The organism is Novosphingobium sp. FG137 (assembly GCF_057809735.1).
The window spans coordinates 401,738-416,307 of the sequence record NZ_JBMDKN010000004.1 but is presented as its reverse complement, the minus strand read 5'-3'; the positions used below and the strand labels follow the sequence as shown (position 1 = coordinate 416,307).

Annotated in this window: 16 protein-coding genes; 2 read left to right on the top strand and 14 right to left on the bottom strand. The window is 67.0% G+C overall.

The features are described 5' to 3' along the window. Positions 1 to 11: 11 nt before the first annotated feature. The 11 genes from eda to ccoN all read right to left on the bottom strand — a co-directional run bounded on the left by eda (position 12) and on the right by ccoN (position 10,185). Positions 12 to 623: a bifunctional 4-hydroxy-2-oxoglutarate aldolase/2-dehydro-3-deoxy-phosphogluconate aldolase gene (eda, locus tag ACODS2_RS13815; protein ID WP_298172808.1), complete on the bottom strand. Its 612-nt coding sequence runs from the start codon at positions 621 to 623 to the stop codon at positions 12 to 14. Positions 624 to 873: 250 nt separating this feature from the next. Next, a complete protein-coding gene (gene hemN, locus ACODS2_RS13810) occupies positions 874 to 2,217 on the bottom strand; it encodes an oxygen-independent coproporphyrinogen III oxidase (RefSeq protein WP_488999344.1) in 1,344 nt (447 codons plus the stop codon). Further along, on the bottom strand, positions 2,214 to 2,453 hold the full coding sequence (locus ACODS2_RS13805) for a hypothetical protein (RefSeq protein WP_488999343.1): 240 nt from the start codon (positions 2,451 to 2,453) through the stop codon (positions 2,214 to 2,216). The genes hemN and ACODS2_RS13805 overlap by 4 nt, the downstream gene beginning before the upstream one ends. Further along, positions 2,450 to 2,599 carry a cbb3-type cytochrome oxidase assembly protein CcoS gene (ccoS, locus tag ACODS2_RS13800; RefSeq protein ID WP_488999342.1) on the bottom strand — a complete coding sequence of 50 codons (150 nt, stop codon included), beginning with the start codon at positions 2,597 to 2,599 and terminating at the stop codon, positions 2,450 to 2,452. Before ccoS ends, ACODS2_RS13805 begins: the two co-directional genes overlap by 4 nt. Next, positions 2,596 to 4,713 (bottom strand): heavy metal translocating P-type ATPase, encoded by a 2,118-nt coding sequence (locus ACODS2_RS13795; RefSeq protein WP_488999341.1) that lies wholly within the window; start codon positions 4,711 to 4,713, stop codon positions 2,596 to 2,598. Before ACODS2_RS13795 ends, ccoS begins: the two co-directional genes overlap by 4 nt. After that, the gene (locus tag ACODS2_RS13790) at positions 4,710 to 5,183 is read right to left on the bottom strand and encodes a FixH family protein (protein WP_488999340.1); all 474 of its coding nucleotides are present in this window, start codon (positions 5,181 to 5,183) and stop codon (positions 4,710 to 4,712) included. Before ACODS2_RS13790 ends, ACODS2_RS13795 begins: the two co-directional genes overlap by 4 nt. Continuing rightward, the gene (gene ccoG / locus ACODS2_RS13785; protein WP_488999339.1) at positions 5,183 to 6,652 is read right to left on the bottom strand and encodes a cytochrome c oxidase accessory protein CcoG; all 1,470 of its coding nucleotides are present in this window, start codon (positions 6,650 to 6,652) and stop codon (positions 5,183 to 5,185) included. The genes ACODS2_RS13790 and ccoG overlap by 1 nt, the downstream gene beginning before the upstream one ends. 5 nt (positions 6,653 to 6,657) lie before the next feature. Next, a complete protein-coding gene (gene ccoP, locus ACODS2_RS13780) occupies positions 6,658 to 7,593 on the bottom strand; it encodes a cytochrome-c oxidase, cbb3-type subunit III (protein ID WP_488999338.1) in 936 nt (311 codons plus the stop codon). Further along, positions 7,583 to 7,771: a cbb3-type cytochrome c oxidase subunit 3 gene (locus tag ACODS2_RS13775; RefSeq protein WP_298172832.1), complete on the bottom strand. Its 189-nt coding sequence runs from the start codon at positions 7,769 to 7,771 to the stop codon at positions 7,583 to 7,585. The genes ccoP and ACODS2_RS13775 overlap by 11 nt, the downstream gene beginning before the upstream one ends. Beyond that, on the bottom strand, positions 7,768 to 8,517 hold the full coding sequence (gene ccoO, locus ACODS2_RS13770) for a cytochrome-c oxidase, cbb3-type subunit II (RefSeq protein WP_488999337.1): 750 nt from the start codon (positions 8,515 to 8,517) through the stop codon (positions 7,768 to 7,770). The genes ACODS2_RS13775 and ccoO overlap by 4 nt, the downstream gene beginning before the upstream one ends. A gap of 24 nt (positions 8,518 to 8,541) precedes the next feature. After that, positions 8,542 to 10,185 carry a cytochrome-c oxidase, cbb3-type subunit I gene (gene ccoN / locus ACODS2_RS13765; RefSeq protein WP_488999336.1) on the bottom strand — a complete coding sequence of 548 codons (1,644 nt, stop codon included), beginning with the start codon at positions 10,183 to 10,185 and terminating at the stop codon, positions 8,542 to 8,544. A gap of 263 nt (positions 10,186 to 10,448) precedes the next feature. Between ccoN and ACODS2_RS13760 the strand changes: the two genes are divergently transcribed. Continuing rightward, complete coding sequence (locus tag ACODS2_RS13760) at positions 10,449 to 11,135, top strand: OmpW/AlkL family protein (protein WP_488999335.1); 687 nt, start codon at positions 10,449 to 10,451, stop codon at positions 11,133 to 11,135. 171 nt (positions 11,136 to 11,306) lie between these two features. Beyond that, positions 11,307 to 12,326 carry a proline iminopeptidase-family hydrolase gene (locus tag ACODS2_RS13755; protein WP_488999334.1) on the top strand — a complete coding sequence of 340 codons (1,020 nt, stop codon included), beginning with the start codon at positions 11,307 to 11,309 and terminating at the stop codon, positions 12,324 to 12,326. A gap of 4 nt (positions 12,327 to 12,330) precedes the next feature. Here ACODS2_RS13755 and ACODS2_RS13750 read toward each other — a convergent pair whose 3' ends face one another. The 3 genes from ACODS2_RS13750 to ACODS2_RS13740 all read right to left on the bottom strand — a co-directional run bounded on the left by ACODS2_RS13750 (position 12,331) and on the right by ACODS2_RS13740 (position 14,548). After that, entirely contained in the window at positions 12,331 to 13,026 is a 696-nt protein-coding gene (locus ACODS2_RS13750; RefSeq protein WP_488999333.1) for a Crp/Fnr family transcriptional regulator, read from the bottom strand. Between the two features lie 267 nt (positions 13,027 to 13,293). Then, positions 13,294 to 13,779: a flavin reductase family protein gene (locus tag ACODS2_RS13745; protein WP_298171592.1), complete on the bottom strand. Its 486-nt coding sequence runs from the start codon at positions 13,777 to 13,779 to the stop codon at positions 13,294 to 13,296. A 34-nt stretch (positions 13,780 to 13,813) separates the two neighbouring features. Then, entirely contained in the window at positions 13,814 to 14,548 is a 735-nt protein-coding gene (locus ACODS2_RS13740) for a 3'(2'),5'-bisphosphate nucleotidase CysQ (protein ID WP_488999332.1), read from the bottom strand. Between the last annotated feature and the right edge of the window lie 22 nt (positions 14,549 to 14,570).

Genomic DNA, 14,570 nt, shown 5'->3' with positions numbered 1-14,570 from the left:
GCCCCACAGGATCAGGCCAGCGCCGCTGCCGCGCGCGCTGCCGCCTCGATAGCCAGAACATCGGGCACACCTTTGCCCACCACCCAGGAGCCGCCGACGCAGAGCACCGGGCCAAAGCCCAGCCATTCCGGCGCAGATTCCAGCGTGATCCCTCCCGTCGGGCAAAACTGGCACTGATGGAACGGCCCGGCAAGCGCCTTCAGCGCCGGAAGTCCGCCCGAAGTCGCCGCCGGGAAGAACTTGAAATGCCTGAGGCCGAGATCGAGCCCGCGCATGATATCGCCCGCGTTGGCGACGCCCGGCAGATAGGGGATCCCCGAGGAAACCGCTGCCGCCCCCAACCGCTCGGTGAGGCCGGGCGAGACGATGAACTCCGCGCCCGCATCGATCGAGGCCTTGAGCGTGGCCGGATCGGTCACCGTGCCCGCGCCGACGATGGCGCCTTCCACGCTGCGCATCGCGCGGATCACATCGAGAGCCACCGGGGTGCGCAGCGTCACTTCCAGCACGCGCAAGCCCCCCGCCACCAGCGCGCGCGCCACGGGCACGGCGTGGGCCACGTCCTCGATCACCAGCACCGGAATGACCGGGGCGGTGCGCATGATGGTTTCGATGGGCTTCATGGGAACTCGCTGGGCTGGTTTGGGGTGTGCCCTGACCTAACGCGCGGGGGCGCACCATGCAGCCTGCAATCGGGCATGCGCATAGCTATTTCTTCGACTTGCACCGCCTGAGATGTCCAAGCCACTGCCCCCCAACCCCGCCCATGCTGAGCTTGTCGAAGCATCACGCACGGCGGTCGCGCCAGCACCCTTCGACAAGCTCAGGGTGAGCGGGGGCAGGAGTGGTACGGGCGCAGGACGACACCCCGCCTCAGATCGCCGAGCTGAAGCTGCGTTCCTCGGTGCGATAGGCATCGAACACCGAGGCGATGGCGCGTGCATAAGGCGCTGCGTCTGCTTCAAGCCGCAACCAGCCGCGCTCCAGCGTGACCAGCCCCTCCTTTGCAAATGGCTCCAGCCGCGGCCGCGCCGCAGCCAGCAAATCGCCGTCGATCCTGGCCGCGCCCTTGCACAGCAATGCCTCGATGATTGCCGCGCGGCGGGCATCTTCCGGGCCGGTCTCGATCCCCTTGCGGCCCGCGAGCTTGTCCGCGCCGATCAGCATGCGATAGCGCCCGGGGTTTTTCTCGTTCTGCACCATCAGCCCGGGCAGTTCGCTGATCGCCGATGCGCCGAGGCCGATGAGCACCGAGGCCGGATCTTCGGTAAAGCCCTGGAAATTGCGCCGCAGCGTGCCGTTCATGGCCGCGCGGGCGAGCGGATCGCCGGGCAGCGCGAAGTGATCAAAGCCCACCGCGTGGTAGCCCGCATCGATCAACTGGCGCGCGCCCATCGCCGCCATGCGGAAGCGCCCGCGCTGGTCCGGCAGGTCAGAACCATCGATCCGGCGCTGACGCGGGATCATGTGCGGCACGTGGGCGTAGCCGAACAGCGCGATGCGATTGGGCCCCATTGCGACGCTCTGCGCCAGCGTTTCGGCGAGCACCTCGTCGTTCTGGTGCGGCAGGCCGTACATGAGGTCGAAATTGATCGAGCCGACCCCCGCCGCGCGCAGGCCGGAAACCGCGCGCTCGATCATCTCGATCGGCTGGACGCGCCCGATGGCCTCCTGCACGGTGGGGTTGAGGGTCTGCACGCCAAGGCTGACGCGGGTGACGCCGATGCCCCGGATCGCGGTCAGCCAATCGCGCGTGAGGGTGCGCGGATCGAGCTCGACCGAAAGCGCGGGCCGCACGAAGCGGAAGGCCAGCACCAGCGCATCGATCAGACGCACGAACTCGGTCGGCGGCACGGCATTGGGGCTGCCCCCGCCGAAAGCAATATGCTCGATATGCACGGAGGGATCGAGCATATCGGCCACCAGCGCGATCTCGCGGTGCAGCGCTTCGAGGTACGCGGTCAGTCGGTGACGCTTGTTGGCGGCGCCGGTGTTGCAGCCGCAGTACCAGCAGATCTCCTCGCAATAAGGAATGTGGAGGTAGATCGAGACCGGCCCGGTGAGGCTGGCCAGCGAGATGCGCTGGCGCAGCTCGAAGCTTTCCTCGACGAACTCCGCCGCCGTGGGATAGCTGGTGTAGCGCGGCACCGGCCGCGCGAGCAGCTCCGGATAGTAGGTCCAGTCGGCAAACTGCTCCGCTTTGGTTGGCCCGCTCATTGCCCGGAATCCTCTTCGTCGTCGTTGTCCCCGCAGCAGGTGCCACCGACCGAACGCTTGCGCATTGCGCTATGGCAAATCTTGCAACACTGCTTGTCCGGTTCGTGATTTTTCATGGGCAGCGGAATCGGCGCCCCACCGCCGCACAGCGCGATCATCGTGGGGTGCGCCGCCTGGGCCGGCAGCGCCAGCTGCAAGGAGGCCAGCGCACTGCACAGGGCGAACAAGCGGCTCACAGCGGCGTATCCTCGTCGATCAGGATGCGCGCCGCCGCGCCCTCAAGGTCGCTGAACTGCCCGCCTCGCAGCGCCCAGAAAAAGGCAGCCAAACCAAGCAGTCCCATGCCGAGCGCGATGGGGATGAGGATCAGGATCGAGGTCATCTGGCAGCTCCGGCAAGGCGGAGCGAATTGCCCACCACGATCAGCGACGAGGTCGCCATGGCAATTGCCGCCATCAGCGGGGTGACGAGGCCGGCCATCGCCAGCGGCACGGCAAAGGCGTTGTAGAGGATCGCGGCGGCGAAGTTTTCGCGCACCACGCGCATCGTCCGCCTGCTGGCGCGCACGGCGCGCGGCAGGGCGAGCAGCGAATCGCCGGTGAACACGAAGTCCGCCGCCTGCCGGCCAACATCGCTCGCGCTGCCCGGCGCGATCGAGGCATCGGCAGCAGCGAGCGCGGGACCATCGTTGATCCCATCGCCCACCATCAGCACGCACTTGCCACTGCGCTGCAGGCGCTGGATCGCGTCGAGCTTGTCGGCCGGAAGCGCTGCAGCCTGCCCGGTGAGGCCGGTTTCGCGCGCCGTGACCGCAACCGCCGCAGCATTGTCGCCAGAGAGGATCGAGGCCTGGATACCGAGTGCCGCAAGATCCGCCAGCGCTTCGCGGGCATCGGGCCGCAGCCGGTCGGCAAAGCCGATCACGCGCACCGGCCCCGCGCCGATGGCGAGCGCAGCAGAGGTCCCGCCCGGCTGCGAAGGCCGCCCGAGCGAAACCGCCAGCCCCCGCCAAGTGCCCGAAACCCCTCGCCCCGCCGTCTCGCGTACGTTCTCGACAGTCGCCGCGCGCACCCCGCGCGCCGCAAGTGCCAGCGCCAGTGCCTGCGAAAGCGGATGGCGGCTGTGACTGGCGAGAGCGAGCGCGACCGCAGCTTCCTCCTCGCAAAGCGCATCGAGCACCGCCGTATCGGGCACAGGGCGGCCCATGGTCAGCGTGCCCGTCTTGTCGAGCAGCACGCGGTCGACCCGGGCGAGGCGCTCGATGGCGCTGCCGTCCTTCACCATCACGCCCTGCTTCAGCAGCGCGCCCGCCGCGACGACTTGCGCCACCGGCACGGCGAGGCCCAGCGCGCAGGGGCAGGTGATGATCAGCACCGCGATCCCCACCACCAGCGCCTGATGGAAGCTCGCCCCCGCGATCAGCCATCCGGCAAAGCTCAGCGCCGCGAGCGTATGCACAGCAGGCGCATAGAGCCGCGAGGCGCGGTCGGCGATGCGGACAAAGGCGCTCTTGGCCTGCCCAGCCGATTCCATCGCCTGCGCGATTTCGGCGAGCGCAGTGCCCTGCCCTGCCGCCGTCACGATCACATCGACCGGCGCATCGAGGTTGAGCATGCCGGCCAGCACCGGCTGGCCCGGGCCTGCCGGCACCGGCGCCGTCTCGCCCGTCAGCAGCGACTGGTCGAACCTGCTCGTGCCGCTGGCGATTGCGCCGTCAGCCGCCAGCCGCTCGCCCGCCGCGACGCGCATCAGCATGCCCGGCGCAAGCGTGGCCGCCGCCGACCAATGCAGCGCGCCGTCCGCGCCGACCACCATGGCCCCGCTCGCCGCCTGCCGCAGCAGCGCCGCCACTCCGGCGCGCGCGCGATCACGCATCATCGCATCGAGCGCGCGGCCCGCGAGGAGGAACAGCAGCAGCATCAGCGTGCCGTCGAACCAGGCTTCCTCGCCGCCGGTCAGCGTTTCGTAGCAGGAAAGGCCGGTCGCCAGCGTCACGCCGATGGAGATCGGCACGTCCATATTGGTGCGCCCGCGCTTCAAAGCGCCCAGTGCCGAGCGGAAGAACGGCTGCCCCGCATAGAGGATCGCCGGCACGCCGATAGCTGCGGAAAGCCAGTGAAACAGATCGCGCGTACTGCCATCCGCGCCCGACCAGACACTGACCGAGAGCAGCATCACGTTCATGCAGGCAAACGCTGCCACCGCCAGCGGCGCCAGCAATTCGCGCGAGGCGGAGGGCGGCTCGAGCGCGTCCTCGCGCGGCTGCGCGGCAAAGCCCGCTCCGGCCAGCGCGGCCACCAATTCAGGGATTTCCACCGCGCCCGTGTGATCGACCGCAATGGTCCGCGCGGTCAGGTTGGCCCGCGCAGAGGCGACACCCGGCACCGCGCCCAGTGCACGCTCCACTTTGCCCATGCAGCCCCCGCAATGCATGCCAGGCACCGCAAGCACGGTCCGGCTGATTGCGGGGGCGAGGCGCGCCGATGCCGCGTTCACAGCGCGTCATCCTCGGCATGCCAGACATGGCCTTGCGCGCGGACCTCGATGCCCACATGCCAGCGGCCCGCCGGCAGTGCGGCTTCATAGACGCCGGGCGCAACCTCGCGCGGGGTCATCGTGACCGGGGCCTTGGCGCCCAGCGGATGATCCGCCTGCGCCCGCACAGCTGCGCCTGCCAGTGGCCGCCCGCTCGCATCCGTAAGCGTGAAGCGCACATCGCCCGCACCCTCGCGTGCCAGCGCCATGTGCCAGCCCAGCGCCTTGTCAGCCTTTGCCGCACCCAGCCAGCCGTTGAATTCCTGGCTCGCAACGTAGGAGTTTTCCACCACCGTCCCGCTGAAGGTCGAGACCGCAAGGTTGGCGAGCAGCACATTGACCGCGATCACCACGCCAAAGAAGCCCACCATGATCAGCGCCATATGCCGCCCGGTGAAGGGCCGGACGGGTCGTGCGTGAAGCCGTGCCATCAATCGTGCTCCTCTTCTTCATGTTCGCTGCCGGGTGCGGCAAAGTGCGTCTCGCGGCGGGGCGTGCGGCCTTCGCCATCCAGCGGCGTCGCGGTCAGCGCGAAGTCCTGCGGACGGGCCGATGCTGCAGGCACCACGGTGTAGAGCCGCACCTTGGCCGTGCTGTCTGCCGGGACTGCGACATCGACGCTCGCGCGGGCCGCGCCGGGTGCCATCTCGTCGGTATAAAGCGCGGCGCCCGGCAGCCCTTCGGCGGCGATGCGCAAGGTGCGCGGGCGGTCTTCCATGTTGCGCAGCGCCAGGGTGAAGGCATTGCGCACGGCGCCGCCCGAAAGCTGGACGAATTCCGGATTGCGCTCGCGCGCGACCGAAAGCGTGAGCCGCTCGCGCGCGCCGAGCATGAACAGCAGCGCAAGGCCGATCCCGCCCCACACCGCGAAATAGCCGATCAGCCGCGGGCGCAGGAGCACCTTCACCACGGGCCGCGCCGCCTCGCCCTTGATCTCGCGCTCGGCGTCGACAAGCGTGCAATAGTCGATGAGGCCCCGCGCGCGGCCCACCGAGGCCATCGCCTTGTCGCAGGCATCGACGCAGAGCGCGCAGGTGATGCAGCCGATCTGCGGCCCTTCGCGGATGTCGATCCCGGTCGGGCACACCGCCACGCATTGCTTGCAATCGATGCAGTCACCCAGCGGGCTGGCCGCGCCTTTGGCCTCCTTGAGCGACCCGCGCGGCTCGCCCCGCCAGTGCTTGTAGGTGACGGTGAGCGAGTTTTCGTCGAGCATCGCGGTCTGGATGCGCGGCCAGGGGCACATGTAGATGCACACCTGCTCGCGCATGAAGCCGCCCAGCCAGAAGGTGGTGAAGGTAAGGATGCCGGTGCAGGCATAGGCCACCGGGGCCGCCGTGCCGGTCCAGAATTCGCGCTGCAGGGTGGGCGCGTCGGCAAAATAGAAGATCCACGCGCCCCCGGTCACGAAGGCGATGCCGAGGTAGATGCCCCACTTGAACATACGCCGGGCAAACTTTGCGGGCGTCCAGGGCGCGGCATTAAGCCGCAACTGCGCATTGCGGTCGCCGTCGATTAGCCGGTCAACATGCTGGTAAAGGTCGGTCCACACCGTCTGCGGGCAGGCATAGCCGCACCACGCGCGCCCCACCGCGCTGGTGACGAGGAACAGCCCGATCCCCGCCATGATCAGCATGCCCGCCACGAAGTAGAACTCCTGCGGCCAGATCTCGATGGCGAACATGTAGAACCGGCGGTGCGCCAGATCGACCAGCACCGCCTGCCCCGGCGCGTGCGGCCCCCGGTCCCAGCGGATCCACGGCGTGCCCCAATAGACGGCAAGGCACACCGCCATGACGAGCCATTTGAAGCGGCGGAACGGCCCGTCGATCTTCTTCGGGAACACGCCCGTGCGCTTGGCATAGAGCGGTGCAGAAACGATGGGATCCTGAGCGTTCATGATCCTTACTGCGCCGCCCCCGCTGCTGGTGCTGCAGGCGCCGGCGCCGGCGCCGCCTCACCGCCGCCCAGCGAGTGGACGTAGACGGCGAGCATCTTGATCGTCACCGGATCAAGCCGCCCGGTCCAGGCCGGCATGACACCGGCATGCGCATTGGTGACGGTATTGGTCAGCGAAGCGCGATCCCCGCCATAGAGCCAGATCTTGTCGCTGAGCTTGGGCGCACCCAGGCTGCGGTTCCCCTCGCCGCCCGCACCGTGGCAGACCGCGCAGTTATCGGCAAAGAGCTGCGCGCCGCGCCGCGAGGCTGCACTCGCCGGGTCCTGCTTGCTCAGCACGCGGACATGGCTGACCACATCCTGCACTTGCGCTGCCGTCAGGATCCCGTCGCGCCCGAAGCTCGGCATCAGGCTGCTGCGCGTTGCATCGTTGCCCGGGTAGCGGATGCCGTTCACCAGCGTCTGCTGGATCGTCGCAAGATCGCCGCCCCACAACCAGTCGTCGTCGTTGAGGTTGGGATAGCCCTTCCCGCCCGCCGCGCCCGCACCGTGGCACTGCACGCAATTCACCTTGAACGCGGCGTGTCCGCCCTCGATCGCGGCGCGCTGCAGAGCCGGATTGGCGGCCAGCGCCTCGATCGGGGTTGCCGCGATGGCATTGCGCACGGCCTGATGCTCGGCCTTTTCGTGGGCCAGATCGCCCGCCAGCATGCCCCGGCTCGTCCAGCCCAGCGTGCCGGTGCTCGCTGAATGGAGCATGGGAATCGCCGGATAAAGCACGACATAGACCAGCGCGAAGACAATCGTCGCGTAGAAGGTCCACAGCCACCAGCGCGGCAGCGGCGTATCGAGTTCCTCGATCCCGTCCCATTCGTGCCCGACCTTGGCCGTGCCGGTGGCGTGGTCGATCACTTTCTCGGCGTGCTTTGTGTCATGCGTCATGGCTGTCATCCTCGAAGATCGAGAGGGCCGCATCGCGGCTCGCCGCGTTTCCGCCGGGGCGGAACGGCCAGAGGCACAGCGCGAGGAACACCAGCGCCATGATCATCAGGCCCCAGCTGTCGGCCAGATGCCGCAGCAGGTCGTAGGTTGAGTGGGTCGAAAGCTGGAGCAGGTTCATCGGCCCTTCTCCTTGGCGAGATGTTCCTGCGCGGCCGGTGCGTTCACATCGACCATCGTGCCCAGCACCTGGAGATAGGCGACAAGCGCATCCATCTCGGTCAGCCGCTTGGGATCGCCGTCGAAGTCGCGCACTGTCGCCCCCGGATAGTGCTTCAGGAACGCGGCATGATCGGCATCGGGATCGGCCTGCGCCTTGAGGTCGTCGTTGGCGCCGGCGATCTCGTCCTTGGTATAAGGCACGCCCACCCGCTCAAGCGTCTGCAGCGCAGGCACCATGTCACCCTGATCGAGCGGCTGCTCCTTGAGGAAGCCGTAAGTCGGCATGATCGATTCCGGCACCACGGAGCGCGGGTCCGTCAGGTGCTGGACGTGCCATTCATCCGAATACTTGCCGCCCACGCGCGCCAGATCCGGCCCGGTGCGCTTCGATCCCCACTGGAACGGATGGTCGTACATCGATTCCGCCGCGAGGCTGTAGTGGCCGTAGCGCTCCACTTCGTCGCGGAAGGGGCGGATCATCTGGCTGTGGCAGACGTAGCAGCCCTCGCGCACATAGATGTCGCGCCCGGCCTGCTCAAGCGGGGTATAGGGGCGCATGCCCTGCACCTTCTCGATGGTGTTATCGATCCAGAACAGCGGCGCGATCTCGACGATCCCGCCCACTGTCACCGCCGCAAACGCCAGCACTGCCAGCAGCGTGACATTGCGTTCCAGCTTGCGGTGGCGTTCCATGAAAGTGGCCATTTCGGTATCTCCTGTCAGGCCGGGTCAGATGGCGGTCGCGGGGACGAGCGGCACGTCGCGCGCCGGATCGAACGCGGCCGAGTGCAGCGGTGTTTCCTGCCGATAGTGGCCAAGGATCGTGCGGGTGATGTTGATCGTCATCACCGTGGCGCCCGAGAGGTAGAGCAGCCCGCCGAAGACCCGCAGCGCATACATCGGGTGGAGCGCGGCGACTGTATCGGCGAAGGAGTTCACCAGATAGCCGTCCGGCCCGTATTCGCGCCACATCAGGCCCTGGGTGATCCCCGCCACCCACATCGCGGCGGTGTAGAAAACGATTCCCAAGGTCGCGAGCCAGAAGTGCCAGTTCACCATGCGTATGCTGTAGAGCCGTGTCCGGCCCCACAGGCGCGGCGCCATGTAGTAGAGGCAGCTGAACGTGATCATCCCGTTCCAGCCCAGGGCGCCCGAATGCACATGGCCGATGGTCCAGTCGGTGTAGTGGCTGAGCGAGTTGACCGACTTGATGCTCATCATCGGGCCTTCGAAGGTGCTCATGCCATAGAAGGCGAGCGCGAGGACCATCATGCGCAGGATCGGATCGGTGCGGATCTTGTCCCAGGCGCCGTTGAGCGTCATCAGGCCGTTGATCATCCCGCCCCAGCTCGGCATCCACAGCATGACCGAGAAGACCATGCCCAGCGTCTGCGCCCAATCCGGCAGCGCGGTGTAGTGAAGGTGGTGCGGACCGGCCCAGATATAGAGGAAGATCAGCGCCCAGAAGTGGATGATCGAAAGCCGGTAGGAATAGACTGGCCGCTCGGCCTGTTTGGGCACGAAGTAGTACATCATCGCGAGGAAGCCGGCGGTGAGGAAGAAGCCCACCGCGTTGTGGCCATACCACCACTGCACCAGCGCGCCCTGCACCCCGCCGAACACCGGGTAGCTGCGCGATCCGAAGAAGCTCACCGGAATGTTAGCGTTGTTGACGAGGTGGAGCATCGCCACCGTCAGGATGAAGGCGAGGTAGAACCAGTTGGCTACATAGATATGCGGTTCCGACCGCTTGAGCAGCGTGCCGACGAAGACCGCGAGATAGGCGACCCAGACCACCGTGAGCCACAGGTCAACGTACCATTCCGGTTCAGCGTACTCCTTACCCTGGGTTATTCCCATGAGGTAGCCGGTGGCCGCCAGCACGATGAACAGCTGGTATCCCCAGAACACGAACTTCGCGAGGCGCGGCAAGGCAAGCCGCGTGCGGCACGTTCGCTGGACCACATAGAACGAGGTGGCAATCAGCGCATTGCCGCCGAATGCGAAGATCACGGCGGACGTGTGCAAAGGCCGCAGCCGCCCGAAATTGATCCACTGCAGCCCGAGGTTGAGCTGCGGGAAGGCCAGCTCAAGCGCGATCCAGAGGCCTGCGAGGAACCCCGCCATGCCCCAGAACACCGTGGCGATGACACCCAGGCGGATCAGATCGTCATCGTAACGTCCTGTATCAAGCGGGCGAATCGCGGCTACGGGGTCCCAACCCCGCACCGTGACGACAAGACCGATGAGCGCGGCGAGGCCGCAGATCATCATGTGGACGGCAAAGCCGGTATCGACCGCCAGCGCGGTGGCGATCACCGTGAAGAACAACGCGCCGAGCCAGAGGCCAGTGCGCGGGAGTACGGAGTCCATGGAAAGCACCCTTCCAAGCGGATGATGGGATCAAGTCCTGGACCGTCCCTGCCCGGCCTTCGCCCCCGCAACATTGACCGGTGTCAATTTGCAGCCGGCAATCGTGCCTCCGCTGAAATCATTTGCCTTTCCGGTTATTTTTTCTCTTCGCAATTTGCGCTCCGTCAATGTTGATGACGTCCCGCCGGATCATTGGACACTCGTGCTGCGAGGCTTGGCAGTCCTGCAAGGGGCAGGACCCGCGCAGCTTGGGAGCTCTGCTCATGAAGATTGTCCAACTGGCCGCCATCGGCGCGGCGCTCGCCTCCACCGCGCTCATCGCGGCTCCCGCTCATGCAGGCTCCACCGAGGGCAAATGGCAGATCAAGGTGCTCGGCTCGGCCGTGCTGCCCGATGGCAAGATCAGCCGTGTCGACAAGGACCTCATCGGCCTGCCCGCCGGTTCGCAGACCAAGGCGAGCGACAACGTAGTGCCCACGCTGGCGGTCGAATACTTCTTCACGAAAAACATCTCGGCAGAGACGATCTGCTGCACCAGTTCGCATCACGTCACGGGCGCGGGCGCGCTCGCGGGGGCGGCGATCGTCGATCACGCCGTGCTGATCCCCGCGACGCTCACGCTCAAGTATCACCTGCCACTCTCTGGCGGGATCAAGCCGTACATCGGCGCTGGCCCGGCGCTCTACCTGTGGCTGGGTGAACGCCCCGGCGCTGCCGCCGCATCGCTGGGCGCGGCCCGCGTGCGCCTGTCCAATGAAGTGGGCGCAGCGGTCCAGGGCGGTGTCGATATCGCGCTGGGCAACAAGGGCTATGGCCTCAGCCTCGATGCCAAGAAGTATTGGATGAACACGACCGCTCACTTCACCACTGCCGGCGGGGTCGACGCGCTGACAACCCGCCACAAGATCAATGCCTGGATCCTCAGCGCGGGCGTCTCTTACCGCTTCTGACCCATTGCACCGCCAGCGCGAATGGCCTCCGACCCTCCCCGCGCAGCTGTGCATACCTCCCCAGCGGAGGGGCGGCGGGTGGCAGGCTGGGCTTCGGCCCCGCCGGTCGCCCGTCGTTTTGCCGGATGCGCAGTGCTTGCATCGCGGCAGGTACCCGGCACTATGCCGCACATGATCGCACCCTTCCCGAACTGGACTCGCCGCAACTTTCTCGCCGCTGGCCTTGCCGCCTGCACGGCACCAGTCGTTCGCACCCAGCGCATCCCTGCCCAGCCCATCCCTGGCCTGCCTCTGCGTGTTGCGCCTGATCGCGAACTGATGGTCCCGGTCGAAGGCGGACGGCTTTATGTCCGCGTGAACGGTGAGCTATCCGGTCCGCGCCTGCCGCTGGTCTATCTCCACGGCGGCCCTGGCAGCGGCCACGCCGGGCTCCTCGCGCTCACCGCGCTGGCGGAGGAGCGCGCGGTGATCCTCTACGACCAGCTCGATAGTGGCCGCTCCGATGCGCCCGGTAATCCGCAAAACTGGCGGGTGGAGCGCTTTGTCGACGAGATCGAGGCGGTCCGCCGCGCGCTCGGCGTGGAACGCTGGCACCTCGGCGGCGGCAGCTGGGGCGGCACGCTGGCGCTGGAATACGGGGCGCGGCGGCCTGCTGCGCTGGCCGGTCTGATCATCCAGTCACCGCTGGTTTCAACCCGCAGCTGGATTGCCGACGCTGCCGCCCTGCGCCGCGAACTCCCCGCCCAGTGGCGCGCCACGCTGGACGCGTGCGAGAGCGCTGCACCGCCCGGCATCGAACAATGTGCGGCGGCAGACGAGGCCTATCTCGGTCGCCATGTCTGGCGCGCTCCGGGGGATCCCCGCGTAGCGGCCTATCGCAAATCCATGCCGCCCCACGCGGGGGAAGCGGTCTATAACGGGATGTGGGGCCCGGTCGAATTCCGTGCGACAGGCACCTTGCGCGACTATGATGGCGAGCCGCTGCTGGCGCGCCTCGATGGCCGCCGTACGCTGTTTGTTGCCGGAGAGTATGACGAAGCGCGGCCCCAGACCGTCGCCGGTTTCGCCCGCCGCGTGCCCCACGCACAGTACCGCACGATTTCCGGCGCCGCGCACGCGATCCTGCGCGACAAGCCCGAAAGCTATCTGCCCATCATCAGTGAATGGTGCCGCCGCAACGAGCGCGGCTGAGTGCCTAACCGGCGAGCATTACCAGCGAGCTGCGGTCAAGAATCTCGACATCGCGCCGCCCCGGCAACGCAACCACGCCATCGGCCTTCAGCTTGGTGAACTGGCGGCTGACCGTCTCGATGGTGAGACCGAGGAGGTCCGCGACCTGCTGGCGCGAGAACGGCAGCGTGAACTGCCGCGCCGGGCCGGTGTGCGTCATACAGCCGTTGTCCGCCAACCTCTCGGACATGTCGAGCAGGAAGGTTGCGATCTTTTCGGGCGCGCTCTTGCGGCCCAGCAGCATCATCCACGCGCGGGTGCGGTCAAGCTCGGCCAGCGTGCGTTCCAGCAGCTTGTGTTCGAGCTCAGGGTGTTCGCGCGCAAAGCGGTCGAAATCATTGCGCGCGAAGACGCAGACGCGCGCATCGGTCAGCGCGACCACGCTGGCGGCGCTGGTCTGGCCAAACGGGCGGCCGATGAAATCGGAAGGGTAAGCGACGCCCACGATCTGCTCGCGCCCATCGGCGGTACTGGTCGTCAGCTTCAGAACACCTTCGATCACGTTGGCGACGAGCAGCGAGTCGTCGTCCTCCCAGATCAGCGGTTCTCCAGCGGAAACGGAGCGGCGACGACCCATGACACTGAGTGCCGAAATCTCGGGGTGTTCGAGACCGGCGCAAATGGCCCGATTACGGACTATGCAGGTATCACAGGCGCTCATCCATCCCGGTTCTACCAGTCGGAACGGTCTGCGGCAATCATGCATCCGTGCTAGCCCGCTAAAAAGCATAACGAAAAGTGGGCGGCCAGGGTTACTGGCCGCCCGAAGTCGGGGAGAAATCGGCGGAAGGGGGAATGACAGCCTGATCCTTCCGCGCCCCATCTTTCTGGCAGCGGCGGGCGCAGCGATCCTTGACCGAGATCAAACCAGCAAGCCGGGACGAAAAAATTCTACTGATTGGTAGAAAAAACTGCGTCTGGAAGCGACTCAGTCGGCCAGCAGCGTGAGGTCGTGATACTGTCCGCGGAAGAACAGCAGCGGATTGCCCTCATTCTGCTTGCCCAGCGCCTCGACCGCGCCGACCACCAGCCAGTGATCGCCCACTTCGGTCACGCGCTCAATCGTGCAATCGATCCACGCAATCGCGTTGTCGAGCACCGGAAGGCCTGCCGGGCTTTGCCCGTGGGCCAGCTGCGAAAACTTGTCATCGGCGCGCGCGGCGAAGCGGCGGCATAGCGAGAGTTGGTCCGCGCCGAGCACGTTAACGCAGAATCGCCCCGTCGCCTCGATCCGCGGCCATGTGCCGGAACGCTTGTCCGGAAAGAAGCCGACGAGCGGGGGATCGAGCGAAATCGAGGTGAACGAGCCAACGACGAGGCCGTGCCGCTCGCCACCGGCGGCAAGCGCAGTCACCACACAGACGCCGGTCGGGTAGGCGCCGAGCACATCACGGAACAAGCGGGGATCGATCATTGCCTCCTACCCGTGTCTGCAAACCGAAACAGGGTCAAGCCTCGATTGCCGCAACGGCACCAAGGACTTGCTCCGCCCATTCCTGGCGGCAGATGAGGAGGTCCGGCAAGTAGGTGTCGCGGTTGTTGTAGACCAGCGGCGACCCGTCCATGCGGGACACATGCAGGCCCGCAGCAGCAGCCACGGCCACCGGCGCGCAATTGTCCCACTCGTATTGCCCGCCCGAATGGAGGTAGATTTCCGCCTCCCCGCGCACCACCGCCATGGCCTTGGCGCCGGCCGACCCCATCGGCACCAGTTCGCCGCCAAGCATCTTCGCAACTTCGACCGCTTCATGCGCGGGCCGGGTGCGGCTTACCAGCAGGCGCGGCGGCGTGGCCATCGGCGGCAGGGGCTGCGGCGCGCCGCTGTCGAGCAGGAGATCGAGCCCCGGCAGCGCCACCGCGCCCAGCGTCGCCACGCCGTCCACCGCGAGGCCGATATGCACCGCCCAGTCGCTGCGCCCCTCGCCATATTCGCGCGTGCCATCGAGCGGATCGATGATCCACACGCGGGATTTGCCGAGGCGCTCGGGCGTATCCTGCGTCTCTTCGGAAAGGACGCCGTCATCTGGCCGGTGCGCGGCAACTTCGGCCATAAGCCAGGCATTGGCACGAAGGTCGCCCTCCGCGCCCAGCGCCTTGCCCTCGTGCGTACCTGCGCCGCGCAAGTCCATCAGGATCCGCGCCGCGCCCGCCGCCAGATGCCGCGCCAGTTCGATATCGTCCATCAACGCCCCTAAGCTCGTCAAA